This window comes from Jatrophihabitans sp. sgz311053 (assembly GCF_056135305.1).
On record NZ_JBWAXP010000002.1, the window covers coordinates 1,014,053 to 1,032,002 of the forward strand.

Annotated in this window: 16 protein-coding genes; 10 read left to right on the forward strand and 6 right to left on the reverse strand. The window is 72.4% G+C overall.

Features of this window, described 5'->3' with window-relative positions; genetic code table 11:
• Positions 1–3: 3 nt before the first annotated feature.
• Complete coding sequence (locus AC0NZQ_RS13720; protein ID WP_474530411.1) at positions 4–2,181, reverse strand: heavy metal translocating P-type ATPase; 2,178 nt, start codon at positions 2,179–2,181, stop codon at positions 4–6.
• A gap of 7 nt (positions 2,182–2,188) precedes the next feature.
• On the reverse strand, positions 2,189–2,500 hold the full coding sequence (locus AC0NZQ_RS13725; RefSeq protein WP_474530413.1) for a DUF1490 family protein: 312 nt from the start codon (positions 2,498–2,500) through the stop codon (positions 2,189–2,191).
• Between the two features lie 166 nt (positions 2,501–2,666).
• Between AC0NZQ_RS13725 and AC0NZQ_RS13730 the strand changes: the two genes are divergently transcribed.
• Entirely contained in the window at positions 2,667–4,019 is a 1,353-nt protein-coding gene (locus tag AC0NZQ_RS13730; protein ID WP_474530414.1) for a PP2C family protein-serine/threonine phosphatase, read from the forward strand.
• Here the strand turns inward: AC0NZQ_RS13730 and AC0NZQ_RS13735 are convergent.
• Complete coding sequence (locus AC0NZQ_RS13735) at positions 3,959–5,287, reverse strand: choice-of-anchor P family protein (RefSeq protein ID WP_474530415.1); 1,329 nt, start codon at positions 5,285–5,287, stop codon at positions 3,959–3,961. The genes AC0NZQ_RS13730 and AC0NZQ_RS13735 overlap by 61 nt on opposite strands.
• Positions 5,288–5,620: 333 nt before the next feature.
• Here AC0NZQ_RS13735 and AC0NZQ_RS13740 point away from each other — a divergent pair, with 333 nt between their 5' ends.
• From AC0NZQ_RS13740 to AC0NZQ_RS13760, 5 genes are all read left to right on the forward strand, one after another.
• Positions 5,621–7,615, forward strand: coding sequence for a purple acid phosphatase family protein (locus AC0NZQ_RS13740; RefSeq protein ID WP_474530416.1), 1,995 nt, complete (start codon positions 5,621–5,623; stop codon positions 7,613–7,615).
• Between the two features lie 266 nt (positions 7,616–7,881).
• Positions 7,882–8,973: a DNA topoisomerase IB gene (locus tag AC0NZQ_RS13745; protein WP_474530417.1), complete on the forward strand. Its 1,092-nt coding sequence runs from the start codon at positions 7,882–7,884 to the stop codon at positions 8,971–8,973.
• Positions 8,974–9,044: 71 nt separating this feature from the next.
• Complete coding sequence (locus AC0NZQ_RS13750) at positions 9,045–10,046, forward strand: ABC transporter ATP-binding protein (RefSeq protein WP_474530418.1); 1,002 nt, start codon at positions 9,045–9,047, stop codon at positions 10,044–10,046.
• A complete protein-coding gene (locus AC0NZQ_RS13755; RefSeq protein ID WP_474530419.1) occupies positions 10,043–10,831 on the forward strand; it encodes an ABC transporter permease in 789 nt (262 codons plus the stop codon). The genes AC0NZQ_RS13750 and AC0NZQ_RS13755 overlap by 4 nt, the downstream gene beginning before the upstream one ends.
• The gene (locus tag AC0NZQ_RS13760; protein WP_474530420.1) at positions 10,828–11,511 is read left to right on the forward strand and encodes a fructosamine kinase family protein; all 684 of its coding nucleotides are present in this window, start codon (positions 10,828–10,830) and stop codon (positions 11,509–11,511) included. Before AC0NZQ_RS13755 ends, AC0NZQ_RS13760 begins: the two co-directional genes overlap by 4 nt.
• Positions 11,512–11,598: 87 nt before the next feature.
• Here the strand turns inward: AC0NZQ_RS13760 and AC0NZQ_RS13765 are convergent, their stop codons facing one another.
• Entirely contained in the window at positions 11,599–12,471 is an 873-nt protein-coding gene (locus AC0NZQ_RS13765) for an oxidoreductase (protein WP_474530421.1), read from the reverse strand.
• Positions 12,472–12,579: 108 nt separating this feature from the next.
• Here AC0NZQ_RS13765 and AC0NZQ_RS13770 point away from each other — a divergent pair, with 108 nt between their 5' ends.
• Complete coding sequence (locus tag AC0NZQ_RS13770; protein WP_474530422.1) at positions 12,580–13,440, forward strand: helix-turn-helix transcriptional regulator; 861 nt, start codon at positions 12,580–12,582, stop codon at positions 13,438–13,440.
• Positions 13,441–13,486: 46 nt separating this feature from the next.
• Here the strand turns inward: AC0NZQ_RS13770 and AC0NZQ_RS13775 are convergent, their stop codons facing one another.
• On the reverse strand, positions 13,487–14,254 hold the full coding sequence (locus AC0NZQ_RS13775) for a class I SAM-dependent methyltransferase (RefSeq protein WP_474530423.1): 768 nt from the start codon (positions 14,252–14,254) through the stop codon (positions 13,487–13,489).
• A 47-nt stretch (positions 14,255–14,301) separates the two neighbouring features.
• Here AC0NZQ_RS13775 and AC0NZQ_RS13780 point away from each other — a divergent pair, with 47 nt between their 5' ends.
• The 3 genes from AC0NZQ_RS13780 (at position 14,302) to AC0NZQ_RS13790 (ending at position 17,467) form a co-directional block, all read left to right on the forward strand.
• Positions 14,302–14,883, forward strand: a complete 582-nt coding sequence (locus tag AC0NZQ_RS13780) for a helix-turn-helix domain-containing protein (protein ID WP_474530425.1) — start codon at positions 14,302–14,304, stop codon at positions 14,881–14,883.
• Positions 14,884–14,968: 85 nt separating this feature from the next.
• Complete coding sequence (locus AC0NZQ_RS13785; protein WP_474530426.1) at positions 14,969–16,681, forward strand: GAF domain-containing SpoIIE family protein phosphatase; 1,713 nt, start codon at positions 14,969–14,971, stop codon at positions 16,679–16,681.
• Between the two features lie 27 nt (positions 16,682–16,708).
• On the forward strand, positions 16,709–17,467 hold the full coding sequence (locus tag AC0NZQ_RS13790) for an isocitrate lyase/PEP mutase family protein (RefSeq protein WP_474530427.1): 759 nt from the start codon (positions 16,709–16,711) through the stop codon (positions 17,465–17,467).
• Here the strand turns inward: AC0NZQ_RS13790 and smpB are convergent.
• On the reverse strand, positions 17,427–17,942 hold the full coding sequence (smpB, locus tag AC0NZQ_RS13795) for an SsrA-binding protein SmpB (RefSeq protein ID WP_474530428.1): 516 nt from the start codon (positions 17,940–17,942) through the stop codon (positions 17,427–17,429). The two genes, AC0NZQ_RS13790 and smpB, sit on opposite strands and share 41 nt — an antisense overlap.
• Between the last annotated feature and the right edge of the window lie 8 nt (positions 17,943–17,950).

Sequence of the window (17,950 nt, forward strand, 5' to 3'; positions counted from 1 at the left end):
GGCTCACCCCCGGCCCTCGTCGGCCAGCCGGTAGCGCGTGGTGCGCGAGGAGTTGAGGACGACCGCGACCGACGAGGCGTTGTGCAGCACGGCCGCCACCACCGGCGACAGCGCACCGGCGGCGCCCACGGCGAGTCCGACCGCATTGACGGCGATCGACATGCCGTAGTTCTGCCGGATCGTGCGGACGCTGCGCCGGCTCAGGTCGCGCAGGTCCACCAGCCGGGCGAGGTCGTCGCCGGAGAGCGCGACATCGGCGGTCTCCACCGCGACGTCGGTGCCGTTGATCCCCATGGCGATGCCGATGTCGGCCAGCGCGAGGGCGGGGGCGTCGTTGGTGCCGTCGCCGACCATGGCGACGCGGTGCCCCTCGGCCTGCAGGTCGCGCACGATCTGCTGCTTGTGCTCGGGCAGCACCTCGGCCCGCCACTCGGTGATGCCGAGCTCGGTCGCCACCGCCCGCGCCGTGATCGGGTGGTCGCCGGTGAGCATGACGATGCGGCGGACGCCGTCGGCACGCAGTCGCGCCAGCACCTCGGCCGCGCCGGGACGGACGGTGTCGCGCAGGCTCACCAGCCCGGTGAGGACGCCGTCGACGGCGAGCAGCAGCGGGGTCTCGGCCTGGTGCTGCAGCCGGGAGACCCACTCGTCGGCGTCGGGATCGGTGGCGACCCCCTCGCTGGCCAGCAGGTGCGGGCTGCCGAGCAGCAGTGTCCGGCCGTCGGCACGGGTGCGCATGCCCAGGCCGAGCAGCACCTCGCACTCTTCGTGCGGCGGGATGTGGATCCGCCGCTCCTCGGTCGAGCGGATGACCGCCTGCGCCAGCGGGTGCCGCGAGTGGATCTCCGAGCTCGCGGCGTAGGCCAGTACCTGCTCCGGTGTCCAGTCGTCGCGGAAGGAGACCACGTTGGTGACGACGGGTCGGCCCAGCGTGAGCGTCCCGGTCTTGTCGAAGACGACGGCGTCCACGCCGCCGGCGGCCTCGAGATGGGAGCCGCCCTTGACGAGCATGCCGCGGCGGGCACCGTTGCCGATCGCGGCGCTGATCGCGGTGGGCGTCGAGAGCCCCACCGCGCAGGGGCAGGCCACCAGCAGCATCGTCATCGCCCGCCGGGGATCGCGGGTGACGATCAGGGTCGCCGCGGCCAGCGCGAACGACGCCGGCACGAAGCGGCGCGAGAAGGACTCGCCGACGGTCTGGATCGGCGCCCGGTCGTGCTCGGCCTGCTCGACGCGGGCGATCACTCGCCCGATCGCCGTCTCGGCGCCGACCGCGGTGGCGCGGACGACGAGCCGCCCGCGCATCACCACGCTGCCGGCGTGGACCCGGTCGCCGACGGCGAGCGACACCGGCAGGGTCTCACCGGTGATGGCCGACTGGTCGACCACGGCATCGCCTTCGACGACGATCCCGTCGACCGGTAGCGCGACCTGCTCGTGGGCCACCACCTCGTCGCCGACCACGAGGCCGCTGATGTCGACCTCCTGTTCGACCTCCGAGCCGGCGCTGCCGTGCCGCACCCAGACTGTCGTCTGCGTCCCGGTGAGCAGGCTGCGGATGGCGCGGCGCGTGCGCCGCAGGGTGAGGTCCTGCAGGTACTCGCCGATGTTGAGCAGCCACAGCACCGTCAGCGCCACGACGTTCTCGCGCAGCAGCAGGCTGGCGACCGTCGCCGCCGAGACCAGCGTGTCGGTGCCGGGGGAGCGGCGGCCGAGCAGGCCACCGACAGCGCCGCGCAGGAAGGGGTAGCCGCTGAAGATCGTCACGCCGGTGGCGAGGGCGCGCGACCGCGGGCCGAGGGCGGCGGGGCGTCGCAGGCCGTAGCGGCGGACGCCGAGCAGGGCCAGCACGGCACCCCCGGCGGCGATGCGGACGACCTCGGCCGACGAGGTCTCGGCCGAGTGGGGGGCGCGCTCGACGTCGGCGCAGGCTGCGGTGGCGAGCCCGGCCGCGAGCGCGGACTCGAGCTCGTGCCGGTCGCAGCGGGCCGGGTCGTACCAGACCACCACCGACGCCGTCGCCGGATAGGCGCGGGTGGCCCGGACACCGGGGACGGCGTCGACGGCGTCCTCGATCGCCACGGCTCGGGCCACGGAGTGCCGCAGCCCGGCGCAGACGAATCGGGCCCGTCCCGCCGCGTCGGAGACCAAGCGGGGCGCGGCGGCCTCGGCTGCGGTCATCGTCGGGTCAGTGATCGTGGTCGTGCGCGTGGGCGCCGATGTCCTGGCCGGGCGGCGGTGCCTGCTCGCCGACGCGGGCGCGGGCCTCGGCGACGATGTCGCCGCCGGCCAGGCGCGCCTTCTCGGCGCCGGTCTCGACGTGGCGGCGGCCACGCAGGGCCCAGGTCGTGGCGGTGACGGCGCCGTTTCGGACGCTGCCGCGGCGCGCCGCTGCCCGGGCCGCGTCCACGGCGACCACCCCCACGACGCCGGTCGCCACCACGCGTCCGGCCCGGCCGAGGAGGCCGGTCACCCCGCTCTTGCTGCTCTTGTCGCTCATCGTCGCCCCGTCTGCTTCGGATCGATAATCATTGTCATGCTAGCGGGAGCATGTCGAGGTGTCGGCACTGGGTGGCGCGCAATGAAAATGCCGCTAGGGTCCGAAGTGGACCGCTGCACGCCCGGAGACCACCGGGACCAGCAACCCCCGGACGGAGGCTGCGGCCGTGTTGTCGGCGTTGAGCCAGGAGCAGCTCGTGGCCGTCTTCGAGGCGACCCCCGTCGCGCTGCTGGTCTTCGACCCCGATCTGGTCATGGTCCATGCCAACAGCGCCTACCTGCGGGCCACCGACAAGTCGCTGGACGACATCGCCGGCCGCTACATCTTCGACGTCTTCCCCAACAGCCCGATGCGCGACGACCTGGACCAGGTCACCTCGCTGGAGGCGGTGATGCGGCTGGCCGTCCGGACGGCCGAGACGCAGAGCGTCACCGCCTACCGCTACGACATCCCGCTCTCGGACGGGACCTTCGAGGTCCGGTACTGGAATGCCAGCGAGATCCCGGTGACCGACGCCCGCGGCCGCGTCACCCTCGTGCTGCACTACACTGAGGACGTCACCGAGCTGATCGTCGAGCGCGAGGCCCGCGAGGCGACCGGACGGGCCAACGCCGAGCTGCAGCAGCGCGTCACGCTGGCGCAGGCGGACCTGCGCCGCCGCGCCGACGAGCTCGAGGTCCTCAACGAGCGGCTGCGTCGGGTCAGCGAGCACGATCGCTCGGTCGCCGAGGCGCTGCAGCAGGCACTGCTGACGACCCTGCCCGACGTGGAACCGCTGCGGCTGCACGCCCACTACCGGGCGGCTGCCGCCTCGGACCGGGTCGGCGGCGACTGGTACGACGCGATCCGGCTCCGCGACGGCGGGGCGGCGGTCATGATCGGCGACGTCGTGGGGCACGACATCGGCGCCGCCGCACTCATGGGTCAGCTGCGCAGCATGCTGCGGGCCTTCGCCTGGGCCTCGGACCTGCCGCCGTCGACGGTCATGGGTCAGCTCGACCGGGCGATGCGCGATCTGGCGTTGCGAACCTTCGCCAGCGCGGTGCTTGCCACCTTCAGTCAGCCCGCCGAGGCGGCCGAGTCCGGGGCGTACCTGATGCGCTGGACGAACGCCGGCCACCCCGCGCCGATCCTGGTGGAGCCGGACGGCAGGACGCGGTTGCTTGCCGCGGCCAGCCCCACGGTGCTGCTCGGCGTCCTGCCCGAGACCGAGCGTCCGGACCTCGAGATCACGCTGCTGCCCGGCTCGGCCGTCGTCTTCTACACCGACGGCCTCATCGAGGCCAGGGGAGCGGACCTCGGCGGCCGCCTCGAGCAGCTGCAGCAGCTGCTGCGCGAGCATCGCGATGTCGCCGCGGACGACCGCATCGAGCAGGTCATCGACGCGATGGTGGGGCCGCAGTCCGACGACGACGTCGCCGTCCTGGTCGTCGAACTGCGGCCCGACCGGCGGGGGAGTCAGGACGCCGAGGCCCGCGCGGACGCCACTTCGATCCGGGCACCGGCCGGCAGGCCGTAGGCCGCGGTGCTCAGCACGATCACCAGCGCGCGCACCTGGATGGCCGACGCCGTCCGGATCTGCTGATTCACCGTCACCGTCGCCAGCGAGCCGAGCCTGATCGTGGTGTTCGGCGCCGCGTCCACCGCGATGCGTTGCCCGCCGATGGTGAGGTTCGCGATCGCCGCGCTGCCGGTGACCGTGGCGGCGCTCCGGCCGGCGGCGCCGCTGACCTCGGCGCTCGCCCGCAACGCGGTCGCCGTCACCGCGCCGCCCAGCAGGTTGACCCCGGCCACCGTGTTCGAGGTCGCGGCGCGGTAACCCCGGCTGGTGTTGCTGCCGGTGGCGGTCGAGCGCACCGCCCCGATCTTGAGGGCGGAGGCGAGGTTCACCGCCGCGATGCTGTTCTCCTTCGTCACGCCCTGCGTGCCGAGGGCGCCGAGCCCGATCGGTGCGGTGGGGTCGGAACGCACGCCGGCCAGCGAGCCGACGTCGGCGCGGACCGACGTCCCGTAGGCCTCGCCGCCGAGATAGTGACCGGAGTCCGGGACCCGGATCGGGGCGAGCGCGGCGTAGGTCGGGCTGATGGCCAGCTCGGCACCGATCGCGTTGGCGCCGCGGGGCTTGAGCAGGCTGACGTAGAGCCCGATACCGAGGGTGGCCGCGGAGGCCCGTTGCACGCCGCCCTGCGCGTAGTTGATCGCGACGGTGGCGACGCCGGGGATCCGGATGGTGAAGTTCTTCGGCACCGACACCGGGATGGCGCGGCCGGCGACCTTGAGCCCGAGCAGCTTCGTGGCGGTGTCCTGGCTCGCCACGCCGTTGACCACCGAGGCCGTCGAGGTCGTCTCGACGCCGCTCGCGGTGATGGCCCCGCCGAGCGCGGAGATGCCCGCGGTGCGGGCCGTGGAGACGACCCGGTAGCCGCCGGCGATGGTCTCGGTGCGGACCGAGGTCGTGACGGCGCCGGCCGTCACCAGGCTCGCGACCGTGGCGGAGGCGGCGTCGTTGCTGGTCGAGAGCGGGCTCGCCGGTGTGTTGAGGGTGCTGGCGGCGGTGAGCGCGGAGGTCACCGTGTTGTTCGCGGCGCGGACGGACGTGCCGCCGGCGTAGCCGACGAAGCTGGTGTCCGTGACGACCGGGGTCGCGCCGGAGCTCGCCGACGGGGCGACGACGACCACGCCGGCGACGGCCGCGGCGGCGGCGGCGAGGCCGACGACGCCACGCGCCATGCCGCTGCGGTGCCCATCACGCCGCGGCGTGCTGGCAGGGGCGGGGGAAGGGGACAAGCCGACTCCTCGAAGACGAGGGACGTCGGCACGGGACGTGGACTTCACCCTGGCAATCGCCCGTGCGTTCCCCCGCACCGCGGCCGGTCGTGCGCAGGCACCACCCGTGCCTGTGTCCGTGTTGGGTCAGTGGTTGTGTCGCCGGAGCGTATGACCGAGTTGCCCGATCCGCCCCCCGGAATCGTCCTCCGTCCGTTCCGCAACGCAATCTGGACGGCAATCCGGATACATCGGAACCACACTCCTAACCCGTACATACAGTTCACCTGGCGTTCGTCACTCGGTCACACCATGCCGCGCCGGCAGTCACGGGCGATTGCGGAACTTGAGGACATGACCATCACCTCGAACCGGCCGCTGACGGTCGACGAGTACACCGAATGGAACAACTCCCAGCTCGCGCGCAACGGCGTCAGCCGACGCAGCGTGCTCAAGGCGGTCGCGGCCGGGGCGGGCGGCATCGCGCTGGCCCAGTTCGGCCTGGCCAACGCCTCGTTCGCCGCTGCGGGCGGCACGCCGGGCACGAGCGGCGTCGTCGTCTCGGGACGCCACCTCTCCTTCGTCAACGACGCCGGTGGCCGCCCCGAGTCCGCGATGGCCGTCACCGCCCAGGTCGTGAGCAAGACCGGCTCGCTGCCGCGCGGGCTGCGGGCCTTCGTCGACGTCGGCACCGAGCCCGGCCGCTACGGCCACCGGGTGGACGCCGAGATCGTCCACCTGGTCGGGCAGTACGCGATCCCCAGCGGCCCGGTCGGCAACCAGTTCTACGTCAAGGCCCGCATCACCGGCCTGGGCGCGAGCCAGGTCTACCACTACCGCATCCGGCTCTCGGACGGCACGACGACCGGCGACGCCTACTTCACCACCGCTCCGACCCGCAGCATCGGCCGCCACAGCCGGGTGCCGGAGGAGTTCACCTTCACCGCCTTCGCCGACGTCGGCACCAACACCGCCCCGACCGACCCGACGTTCGCGTGGGGCAATGACCCAGCCACCGTCACCGGCAACGGCGGGACCTGGCCCAAGGGCGCCTTCGACAACAACTACTACTCGGCCACCGACCCCATCGCCGGCACGAGCGGTACCGATCTCACCCCGGCGCGGACGCAGACCCTGCTCATGGGCTCACAGCGTCCGGTCTTCACGCTGCTCGCCGGCGACATCTGCTACGCCGACCCCTCCGGCTCGGGCCTGCCGGCGGACGACACGCAGCCCACCCCGGCGGGGAAGAACGCCTACAACCCCTACGTCTGGGATGTCTTCCTCAACCAGATCGAGAGCCAGGCCGCCTTCACGCCGTGGATGTTCGCCACCGGCAACCACGACATGGAGCCGCTCTACGGCGCCACCGAGTTCCTCGGCGGCAGCCCCACGCACGGTTACGGCGGCCACGTGAAGCGCCTCGACCTGCCGAAGAACGGTCCCCGCACCTGCCCGTCGGTGTACAGCTTCGTCTACGCCAACGTGGCGGTCATCTCGGTCGACGCCAACGATCTCTCCGCCGAGATCCAGACCAACACCGGCTACTCCGACGGCGCGCAGCTGAAGTGGCTGGAGGAGACGCTGAAGGAGTGGCGCACCAACCCGCACGTCGCGCCCGGCATCGACTTCGTCGTCGCCTTCTTCCACCACTGCGCCTACTCGACGACGAACAACCACGCCTCCGACGGTGGTGTGCGCAAGGCGCTGGACCCGCTCTTCAGCAAGTACCAGGTCGACCTCGTCGTCCAGGGACACAACCACCTCTTCGAGCGCACCGACCCCATCAAGTACGGCAAGAAGACCAAGGACGCCCCCGACGGCTCGACCATCAAGCCCGCCGAGGACGGCGTCACCTACGTCTGCGCCGGCTCCGGCGGACGTCCGCGCTACCCGTTCCGTCCCGCGCCGTCGGCTACCGCGCCGGCCCCCGCCGGGGTCACGCCGTCGGGCCCGCAGGCGCTGCCCGAGGGTCAGCGGTACCGGGGCTACCAGCCGCCGGGGGGCACGAACGCGACCGAGAACAACACCGAGAACGTGCTCAACAGCTACGTCTGGTCGTCCGAGGGCACCGCGGTGAACTCCTCGGGCTACCCGGCGGGGACGAAGGTGCCCGAGACCGTCGACTGGTCGCAGGTGCGCTACGACGCCTACGCCTTCATCGCCGTCGACGTGAAGCCGGCCGCGCCGGGTCGCACCACCACCTTCACCATCCGCACCCTGGCCGACGCGCTGCCCGGCACCAACGAGCCGTACAGCGAGATCGACCGCATCACGCTCCGGCGGACCGCCGGTGCGGGCGCCATCACCCACCGCCCCGGCCGCCCCGGACACCACCCGCACCACTGACCCGTCCACCTGACCCGTCCACCTGACCCGTCCACCTGACCCGTCCACTGACCCGCACCACCTCACCCGTCCACGCCGAGTGGTCGATTTCGGATGCCAGTGGTCGCCTTCCGAGCGACCACTCACCGTCCGAATCGACCACTCGGCGTGGTGGACGGGGTGGTGGACGGGGTGGTGGACGGGGTGGCGGGGCGGGCGTGGTGGACGGGGTGGTGGTGGGCGTGGTGGCGCGCATCGCAGGGGCGTGTCGCGGGTAGGACATCGGCGTGTCGTCCACCGCCACCCCTGCGCCGTCCAAGGCCGCGCTGCTGATCGCGACGCTCCACGACGATCCGCAGGAGTGCGCCCGTATCGCGAAGCTCAAGTACGTCAGCCCGGACGACCCGGGGCTGACCCGCAGGCGCAGCGGCAAGGGCTTCACCTACAAAGACGCCAAGGGCGTGACGGTGGTCGACGTCGAGGTCCGCAACCGGATCAAGAAGCTGGCCATCCCGCCGGCATGGCGTGACGTCTGGATCTGCCGGACGCCGGACGGGCACATCCTCGCCGTCGGTGAGGACGAGCGCGGCCGGCGCCAGTACATCTACCACGAGCGCTGGCGCTCGCTGCGCGATCAGCTGAACTTCTACCGGCTCATCGGCTTCGCCGCGGCGCTGCCCGCGATCCGCGACGACGTCGCCGCCCAGCTGCGGCGCCGCACGCTCGACTACGACCGCGTGCTCGGCGCCATGCTCCGCATCATCGACGTCGCCGGGCTGCGCGTCGGCAACGAGGCCTACGCCGAGGAGAACGAGAGCTACGGGCTCACCACCCTGACGAAGAAGCACGTCCGTGTCCGCGGCAGCAAGATCGACTTCAGCTTCCCTGCGAAGTCCAACAAGAAGTCCGAGCTGACCATCGACGACGCCGGCGTCGCGCGGGTCGTCGGCGCCCTGGCCGAGCAGCGCAGCCGGCGGCTCTTCGTCGTGGACGGCACCGCGATCGACTCCGACGAGATCAATTCCCGGCTCGCCGAGCTCTCCGGGGCGCACCTCACCGCCAAGGACTTCCGCACCTGGAACGGCACCCTCACCGCGTTCCGCCATCTGCGCCAGCACCTGCCCGCCGACGACCAGGCCGGGGACCATGTCCTGGCCGCGATTGACGCGGCTGCGCTCAAACTCAACAACACCCGCTCGGTGTGCCGGGCCCACTACGTCCATCCGGCGGTGATCGAGGGATACACCTCCGGTGACCTGGAGCGCTTCCTGCGAGGCAAGCCGGATCGCGGCGGCAACTGGCTCGACGCCGACGAACGACTGTTGACGAGCTACCTCGCCGACACCCTCGACGCGCGAGCCGGCGAACTCTTCAGCTGAGTCCGCTCTGGGCGAAATCCGACGAAAGTCGGTACCGGCACCCGGCTGCGAGGGGTCACAATGACCCGGCCATGACCACTTTCGAGCCCGACATCGCTGCGCATGCCGCCGTCGTCGACGGCCTCGTCAAGCGCTACCGCAAGAACCCGGTGCCGGCCGTGGACGGCATCACCTTCGCCGTCCGTCGGGGTGAGGTCTTCGGCCTGCTCGGGCCCAACGGAGCCGGCAAGACGACGACCATCGGCGTGCTCACCACCAGGGTGCTGCCGACGGCGGGGCGGGCCTCGGTCATGGGCGTCGACGTCGTCGCCGACCCGGTGGGCGCGAAGCGCCGGCTGGCGGTGGTCTCCCAGCGCAACAACCTCGACCGCTCGCTGTCGATCAAGCAGAACCTCCTCTTCCACGCGATCTATCACGGTGTCGGCAAGCGGGAGCGCCTCGCCCGAGCCGACGACGTGCTGACGCGGTTCGGCCTCGGGGACCGGGCGGACGAGCGGGTCGAGATGTTCTCCGGCGGCCAGATGCAGCGGGTGATGATCGCCCGCGCGCTCATGCACGCCCCGGACGTGCTCTTCCTCGACGAGCCGACGACAGGCCTGGACCCGGCGGCCCGCCTCTTCCTCTGGGAGCAGATCCGCGGGCTGCGCGGCGAGGGGCGCACCGTCGTCCTCACCACCCACGACATGGAGGAGGCCGCCTCGCTCTGCGACCGGGTCGGCATCGTCGACAAGGGCAGGCTGCTCGTGCTCGACACCCCGGACGCGCTGCGCCGGTCGCTGCCCGGCGAGGGCGGCCTGGACATCGGCGTCAGCACCGACGACGAGGGGTCACGTGGGGCCACCCTCGCCGCGGTCGGCGAGCTGCCGGCCGTCGAGCGGGTCGAGGTGTTGGGCGCCGACCCGCTCTCGGCCCACGGCTTCCGCGCCCGCGTCTACGTCAGCGGCGACGCCGCGGACCTGCTCGCCACCCTGCCCGTCGTCGTCCCCGCGCCGGCCCGGCTCACCGAGCTGCGGACCGTCACGCCGAGCCTGGAGGACGTCTTCCTGCATCTCACCGGAAGGCTGCTGCGATGAGCGCTCCCGTCCTCGCCTCACCGGCCAAGGTCTTCTGGGCGGTGCTGCGTCGCGACCTGTTCGTCACCGGACGCGACGCTCCGGTCTTCTTCGCCCAGGTGATCCTGCAGCCGCTGTTCCTGCTCTTCGTCTTCGGTCGCGTCCTCGCCGACCTCGGCTTCACGACCGGCGGGTACAGCGAGCTGCTCTTCCCCGGCATCGTCGCCTTCACCGCCGTGCTCACCGCGCTGCAGAGCACCTCGTTCCCGCTGGTACTGGAGTTCTCCTTCACCAAGGAGATCGAGGACCGGCTGCTCGCCCCGATGCCGACGGCGTGGGTCGCCCTGGAGAAGATCGTCTACGCCACGCTGCGGGCCCTCGTCGCCGCCGGCGTGATGTTTCCCATCGGCGTGCTGGTGCTCGGCGAGATCCCGTGGCGGGCCAGCGGCGTGGCGCTGCTGATCGCCGTCGTGGTGCTGGGCTCGCTGACCGGCGCGGCGATGGGGATGGTGCTGGGCACCTTCGTCCCGCCGAACCGGATGAATGTCGTCTTCGCGCTGGTGCTCACGCCGCTGCTCTTCACCGGCTGCAGCCAGTACCCGTGGCCCTCGCTGCACCACCTGCGCTGGTTCCAGGTCGTCACCACGCTCAACCCGCTGACCTATGTCAGTGAGGGGATGCGCGCCGCGCTGGCGCCGGGGGTCGGCCACATGCCGGTCTGGGTCTGCCTGCTCATGCTCGTCGTCTTCCTGGTCGTCCTCACCCGGCTGTCGATCATCGGCTTCCGCCGCCGGGCGATCGATTGAGGACGTTCGTCAAACGCGACCCGACGCCGCTCGAGGCCGCCGGGCTGCGGTGGCTCGCCGAGGCCGGCGCGCGGGTGCCGGCGATCGTGGCCGACGAGCCGACGCGGTTGGAGCTCGAGTACGTCGAAACCGGCCGCCTCGACGCCGCGGGGGCCGAGGAGCTGGGCCGGATGCTTGCCACGATGCACTCCGCCGGTGCCGCTCACGTCGGCACGTTGCCGGGCACCGGCCGCTTCCTCGTCGGCCGCTGCGAGCTCGACTCACCCGAGGGCGAGGACTGGAACGAGTACTACCTGCAGCATCGCTGCCTGCCGCTGGCTCGCCGGGTGGGCCTCGAGGCGGCGGTGGCCGCGGTCCGCGTCGATGCTCCGGCCGAGCCCGTCGCCCGGCTCCACGGTGACCTGTGGACGGGCAACGTGCTCGCCGACCCGTCCGGACGGCCGTGGCTGATCGACCCGGCTGCCTACGGTGGGCACCGCGAGATGGACCTGGCCATGCTCGACCTCTTCGGCACCGTGCCGGACCGCACCGTCGCCGCCTACCACGAGGCCGCGCCGCTGGCCGATGGCTGGCGCGACCGCATCGCGCTGTGGCAGCTCTTCCCGCTGCTCGTCCACGCCGTCCTCTTCGGCGGCGGCTACGCCGAGCAGGCGCGGCTGGTGGCGCGGCGGTACTCCTGAGACCCGGCTACCGGGGGTTGGCCCCACGCGGGCGCGGTGGCCGGCGGAGCTGCGCCGCGCCGTCGTGGGGCCAACCCCGCACGCGAGTCAGCTGCCGATCGCGTTCAGCTCGGCGACGGCGTCCTCGGGCAGCTGCAGCGAGGCTGCGGCGACATTGGCGCGCAGGTGCTCGATCGACGAGGTTCCGGGGATGAGCAGGATGTTGGGCGAGCGCTGCAGCAACCAGGCCTGTGCCACCGCCATCGGGGTCTCGCCGAGCCGCTGCGCCACCCGGTCCAGGACGGCGGACTGCACCGGCGAGAAGCCGCCGAGCGGGAAGAACGGCACGTAGGCGACACCGTCGCGGGCGAGCCGGTCGACGAAGTCGTCGTCGCGCCGGTGGGCGATGTTGTAGAGGTTCTGGACGCAGACGACCGGGGCGATGCCGCGAGCCTCGTCGAACTGCTCCGGGGTCACGTTGCTGACGCCGAGGTGCCGGATCAGACCCTGCTGCCGGAGCTCGGCCAGCGCGCTGAAGGGCTCGGCGAGGGAGCCGGCCTCGGGGGAGTCGACGCCACCGACGCGGAGGTTGACGACGTCCAGGGCCTCCAGTCCGAGGCGCTCCAGGTTGCCGTGGACCTGCTCGCGCAGCTCCTCCGGGCTGCGGGCCGGCGGCCAGTGCCCCTCCTCGTCGCGCCGGGCGCCGACCTTGGTGACCAGATGCAGCTCGTCGGGGTAGGGGTGCAGGGCCTCGCGGATGATCTCGTTGGTCACGCGGGGCCCGTAGAAGTCAGAGGTGTCGATGTGGTCGATGCCGAGCTCGATTGCGGCGCGCAGCACCGCCACGGCGGCGGCCCGGTCCGCGGGGGGACCGAAGACGCCCGGACCGGCGAGCTGCATGGCGCCGTAACCCATGCGGTGGACGGTGAGGTCGTCGGCGAGCCGGAACGTGCCGGCCAGGGTCGTGTCGCTGGTGGTCATGTCTCGAGCGTGCCCGCCCCGCGCCCCGGCCAGCCAGCCTCCCGCCGAACCCGGGGCCGGCAGGACCAGGCTGCGCGGCCGTGATCGTCCTACGGTGAGGAGGTGGCCGTGAGCAACGCCCTGGGGGAGTACCTGCGCGCCCGACGCGAGCTGATGGATCCGGCCGCTGTCGGGCTCAGCGTCACCGGCGTGCGACGCACGCCCGGCCTGCGCCGCGAGGAGGTCGCCACCCTCGCCGGCATCAGCGCCGACTACTACCTGCGGCTGGAGCAGGGCCGGGACCGTCACCCCTCCCGGCAGGTGCTCGAGGCGCTGGCCCGCGTCTTCTGCCTCGACGACACCGCGACGGCGTACCTGCTCGGGCTGGGGGCCAAGCCGCACCGCCGGCGGGAGCGGCGGGAGAAAGTTCCGGCCGGCATCCTCGATCTCGTCGCCGCCATGCCCATGCCCGCCTTCGTCGAGAGCCGGACCTTCGACATCCTCGCCGCCAACGCGTACGCCACCGCGCTCTTCGGCTCGCTGGTCGTCGGCGGCAACCGGATGCGCAGCATCTTCCTCGACGCCGCCGAGCGGGCGATGTACCCGGACTGGGACGCCGTCGCCGCGAGCCTGGTCGCCTCCTTCCGGGCCTCGATCGGAACGGCCGTCGACGACCCGCGTGCGGTCCAGCTGGTGGGGGAGCTCTCCCTCGGCAGCGAGGCGTTCCGCCGGCTCTGGGCCCGGCACGACGTCAAAGCGCTCGCGGGCGGGATGGTGCCACTGGATCACCCGACGGCCGGACGCCTGGAGCTGCGTCGCGAGAAGCTGCCGCTGGCCGACACCGACGGCCAGCTGCTCGCGATCTACCACGCGGTGCCGGGTTCGGCCTCGGAGCAGGCGCTGCGTCGTCTCGTGGCCGAGGCCGGCGCGGCCGGGGCAGGCACCGGGACCGGCGCCTTGCCGGTACCGGACGACAGCACGGGGGCATGACGCCGACTCGATCACCTCTGCCCGGGTTGCGTCGCCCGGTGTCGTCCTAGGGCCGGCGGCCGATCGCCAGCTGCCGCTCGCCGTGCAGGTGCAGCGCGTCGGGGTCAGCGCCGGCGATCAGCCGGTCGAGCGCCTCGCGATCCGCCGCCGGGAACGAGTCCGCCCCGGCGTGGCGCAGCCGGGACAGCCAGAGCACGGCGTAGCGGGATCCCGACCGGTCCAACGGTGCCGGACGGTCGATGACGTAGTCGGCCGTCTCGATGATCTCGAAGCCGGCGGCCTGCAGCCGGCTGGGCCAGTCCGCCGCGAGATCGGGCATCGGGTGCCCGTGCCGCAGGGCCGCCAGGCAGCGCACCTCGAGGCCGTCGAGGTAGTCCTCGCGCAGCACGCGAAGCGGTTCGCGGAACTCGGCCGCGGCCACGATCCCGCCGGAGCGTGTCGCGGCGGCCAGCTGTCCCAGCGTGGCGGCCGCGTCACCCAGGTGGTGCAGCGACATCGACGCGAAGGTCACGTCGATGTCGCTTAGCTCGGTGGGCCAGCCATCGTCGAGGTCGGTGAGGACGGGCCGGATGCGTGGGTCCGACGCCGCCAGCATGGCGAGCAGGTCCGCGTCGGAGTCGAGCGCGACGATCTCCGCCTCGCCGAAGCGCGCGACGAGGCCGCGGGCTCCGTTGCCCGTCCCGCTGCCGAGGTCGACGACGCGACGGACCTCGTGGCCGTGGGCTGCGTCGCGCACCCGGTCCAGCGCGCGATTCCAGTAGTCGGCCGCCACCACGGCGTCCAGGGTCAGCATCTCGGCGACGTCGTCACTCATGCCGCCAGATTAGGGAGATCATGCGCGGAACGCATACAGTCTTGCCGATGACGCAAGATTCGGTCGACTCGGTGATCCGGGCCCGTCTGCGGGGACTGCGACTGGCGAGGGGCTGGTCGCTCGATGCGCTCGCCGCGCGCTGTCAGCTCAGCCCGTCCACGCTGAGCCGGATCGAGACCGGACAGCGGCGGATCTCGCTGGATCAGCTCGTCCCGCTCGCGCAGGCCCTCGGCACCACCCTCGACGAGCTGGTCGAGGCCAACGACGACGAGGACGTGGTCATCCGGCCACAGCGCAACGCCGGGCAGGGACAGACGGTGTGGCTGCTGTCGCGCCCGGACGGTCCGCAGGGCCTCACCGTGGCGAAGATGCGGCTGACTCGCCGCCGCCCCGACGGACCGCTCGGCGTGCATCCCGGCCGCGACTGGTTCACGGTGCTCTCCGGGACGGCGCGGCTCTACCTCGGGGAGCGGGTCATCCTCGTCGAGACCGGGCAGGCGGCGCAGTTCAGCACGATGACGCCACATGCGATCTGCGCCGACAGCGGCCCCACGGAGATCCTCACCGTCCTCGACCAGCTCGGTCACCGGGCGCACCTGTCGACTGTCGACCTCACCGGCGTCGGCTGACCGTGGGCGCGGCATGGTCGGGGCCTCTCTAGGATCAGGGTCGGTGCCGGCCGCGGCACCGACGAGCGACGGGAACACGGTGTCCATGAACAGGCCGCTGCCCGACCGCGCGCTCATGGCACCGGTGCCGGACGACGCCTTCGACCGCATCGCGAACCTCGTGCGCAGGGTCGTCGGGGTGCCGGTTGCCCTGGTGTCCCTGGTCGACGTCTCCCGCCAGGTCTTCCCCGGCGCCGCCGGGCTGCCGCTGCCGTGGGCGGAGTCCCGCCAGACGCCGCTGAGCCACAGCTTCTGTCAGCACGTGGTGCGCTCCGGTGAGCCGCTGGTGATCGCCGACGCCCGCCTCGATCCGCGGCTGCGGGACAACCTCGCCATCGGTGACATCGGCGTCATCGCCTACGCCGGCTATCCGCTCGTGCTGCGGGACGGATCGGTGGTCGGGTCGCTCTGCGCCATCGACAACGAGCCGCGGGAATGGACCGAGCGCGAGCTGCACCTGCTGGCCGATCTTGCCGCGGCCTGTGCCGCCGAGCTGCAGCTGCGGGAGGCAGCGGCGATGGCCGACCGGGACCGCAGCCGGGCCCGCACGCTGCTGGAGTTCGCGGAGACCCTCGCCGCCACCGAGACCCTCGTCGACATCGGGTCGGCGGTGTCGCTGCTGGCGACCACGCGCCTCGGCGCCTTCTTCGGCGGCATCACCATCGTCGAGCTGGGCGGGCTGTCAGTGCGCTACGTGGACGTCTCGGTGCTGCCGGCACAGATGCGGACGAAGTACCGTTCGTCGTTGCTGACGCGCGACGCGCCGTCCCCCCACGTCGCGCGCACCGGCGAGCCCCTCTTCTTCGACACCCTCGACCAGCTGCGGCGGCAGTTCCCGCAGGCGGCGGCCGACATCGCCTCGACCGGGGTGGCGGCGAGCGCCTTCCAGCCGATCCGGCTCACCGGACCCCCGCTCGGCAACCTCACGCTGCTCTGGCGCGAGGAGCGCAGCTTCGACGACGACGACCGGGAGCTGCTCGCCGGACTGGCGCGGTACGCCGCGCAGGCGGTGGTCCGGGCCCGGCTGCTGGAGGATCGTCGCGCCGTCGCCGAGACCCTGCAGGGGGCGATGCTGCCGACACTGCCCGACGTCGCGTGGCTCGAGCTCTCCGGTCGCTACCTGCCGGCGCGGGCCACCGACGCGGTGGGCGGTGACTGGTTCGACGCGGTACCGCGCCCCGACGGCTCGGTCGTGCTCTCCGTCGGCGACGTCGAGGGCCACGACACCACGGCGGCGGCCGTGATGGGACAGCTGCGCTCGGTGCTGCGCGGGCTCACCTTCGCCTCGCCGGGTGATCCCGCGGCCGCGCTCGGCGCGCTGGACGACCTGCTCGCGACCTTCCCGCCCGAGCGGTACGCGACCTGCGTCCTGGCGACCCTGCGCCCCGCCGCCGTGCCGGGCGAGGGTGTCCACGTGCAGTGGTCCAATGCCGGTCACCCGCCGCCGGTCGTCCTCTGCGAGGGTGAGCCGCCGCGACTGTGGGAGACGGCGGCGCAGCTGCCCATCGGCATGCCCTTCCGGCGGGAGCGGCGCTCCGACGAGCTGTCGCTGCCGCCCGGCGCCGTGGTGCTCTTCTACAGCGATGGTCTGGTGGAGCAGCCCGGCATGGACCTTCACGAGGCGTTGGCCGGGCTCTGCGACGTGGTGGCCCGGCACCGGGAGCTGCCACTGCCAGAACTCGCCGACGCCGTGCTCGGCGACCTCGTCGACGAGCGACATGTCGACGACGTGCTCCTCTTCGGGGTCCGCATCCGCTGAGGTGGCGGCGCGCCTAGGGTCGAGGTCATGGACACCCACTCGCTCCGGACCCGCGCCGAGACGCTCGCCGAGCTGCACGCCGCCCACACACCCCTGGTGCTGCCCACCGTCTGGGACGTCTGGTCGGCCCGCACCGCCGTGGCCGCCGGCTTCGAGGCGCTGACCATCGGCAGCCACCCGCTCGCCGACTCCCGCGGCGCCGCCGACAACGAGGGGCAGAGCTTCGAGGAGGTGATCGAGGCCGTCCGCTCGATCATCGCCGCCGTCGACGTCCCGGTCTCGGTCGACCTCGAGGCCGGCTACGGCAAGGAGCCGGCCACCCTCATCGACGGCCTGCTCGACGCCGGCGGCGTCGGCCTCAACATCGAGGACACCGTCCACTCCGAGAACCGCCGGCTGCGCAGCACCGACGAGCACGCCGCCTACGTGGCCGGGCTGCGGCAGGCGGCCGACGCCGCAGGTGTCCCGGTGTGGATCAACGGCCGCACTGACGTCTTCCTGCACGCCGAGGACAAGCAGGCCGTCCTGGACGACGCCATCGCCCGGCTGCAGGCGTTGGTCGCGGCCGGTGCGAACAGCGTCTACCCCGTCCGCATCCAGGACGACGACGACCTCATCACCGCCGTCGTCGGGGCCGTGCCGGTGCCGGTGAACTGCACGGCGCATCCGGTGAAGCACGACCTCGCCCGCTTCGCCCGCCTCGGCGTCGGGCGGGTCACCTACGGCCCGCTGCTGCAGGCCGCCCTCACCGACTCGATGCGCGAGATGATCTCCGCGTGGCGCTGACCTCGATGGCGCCCTTGGCGTAGCGCGACATCGCTCGCTCGATGTCGCGCTGCGCCTCGCGCTCGGCGAGGTCGTGGCGACGGTCCCAGGTCTTCTTGCCGCGGACGAGCGCGAGCTCGACCTTGACCCGGCCGTCGCTGAAGTACATCGACAGCGGGACGAGCGACAGCCCGCTCTCGTGCACCCGCTGCTCCCACTTCTCGATCTCGACGCGGTGCAGCAGCAGCTTGCGCTTGCGGCGGACCTGGTGATTCGTCCAGCTGCCCATCGCGTACTCGGCGATGTGCAGGTTGTGCAGCCACACCTCGTGGTCGTCCACCACGGCGAAGGCGTCACCGAGGGAGGCCCGGCCGAGCCGCAGGCTCTTCACCTCGTTGCCGACGAGCACGATGCCCGCCTCGACGGTGTCCAGCACGGTGTAGAGATGGCGGGCCCGCTTGTTCGTGGCGATCGCCTTGCGCCCGCGCTCCTTCACGCCGACGA

What these genes read in the sequence shown, in the direction of transcription:
- AC0NZQ_RS13755 (WP_474530419.1), top strand. Translation starts at nt 10,043, where the DNA reads ATGAGCGCTCCCGTCCTCGCCTCACCGGCCAAGGTCTTCTGGGCGGTG.
- AC0NZQ_RS13780 (WP_474530425.1), top strand. Translation starts at nt 14,302, where the DNA reads ATGACGCAAGATTCGGTCGACTCGGTGATCCGGGCCCGTCTGCGGGGA.
- AC0NZQ_RS13720 (WP_474530411.1), bottom strand. Translation starts at nt 2,181, where the DNA reads ATGACCGCAGCCGAGGCCGCCGCGCCCCGCTTGGTCTCCGACGCGGCG.
- AC0NZQ_RS13750 (WP_474530418.1), top strand. Translation starts at nt 9,045, where the DNA reads ATGACCACTTTCGAGCCCGACATCGCTGCGCATGCCGCCGTCGTCGAC.
- AC0NZQ_RS13785 (WP_474530426.1), top strand. Translation starts at nt 14,969, where the DNA reads ATGAACAGGCCGCTGCCCGACCGCGCGCTCATGGCACCGGTGCCGGAC.
- AC0NZQ_RS13740 (WP_474530416.1), top strand. Translation starts at nt 5,621, where the DNA reads ATGACCATCACCTCGAACCGGCCGCTGACGGTCGACGAGTACACCGAA.
- AC0NZQ_RS13790 (WP_474530427.1), top strand. Translation starts at nt 16,709, where the DNA reads ATGGACACCCACTCGCTCCGGACCCGCGCCGAGACGCTCGCCGAGCTG.
- AC0NZQ_RS13725 (WP_474530413.1), bottom strand. Translation starts at nt 2,500, where the DNA reads ATGAGCGACAAGAGCAGCAAGAGCGGGGTGACCGGCCTCCTCGGCCGG.
- AC0NZQ_RS13775 (WP_474530423.1), bottom strand. Translation starts at nt 14,254, where the DNA reads ATGAGTGACGACGTCGCCGAGATGCTGACCCTGGACGCCGTGGTGGCG.
- AC0NZQ_RS13765 (WP_474530421.1), bottom strand. Translation starts at nt 12,471, where the DNA reads ATGACCACCAGCGACACGACCCTGGCCGGCACGTTCCGGCTCGCCGAC.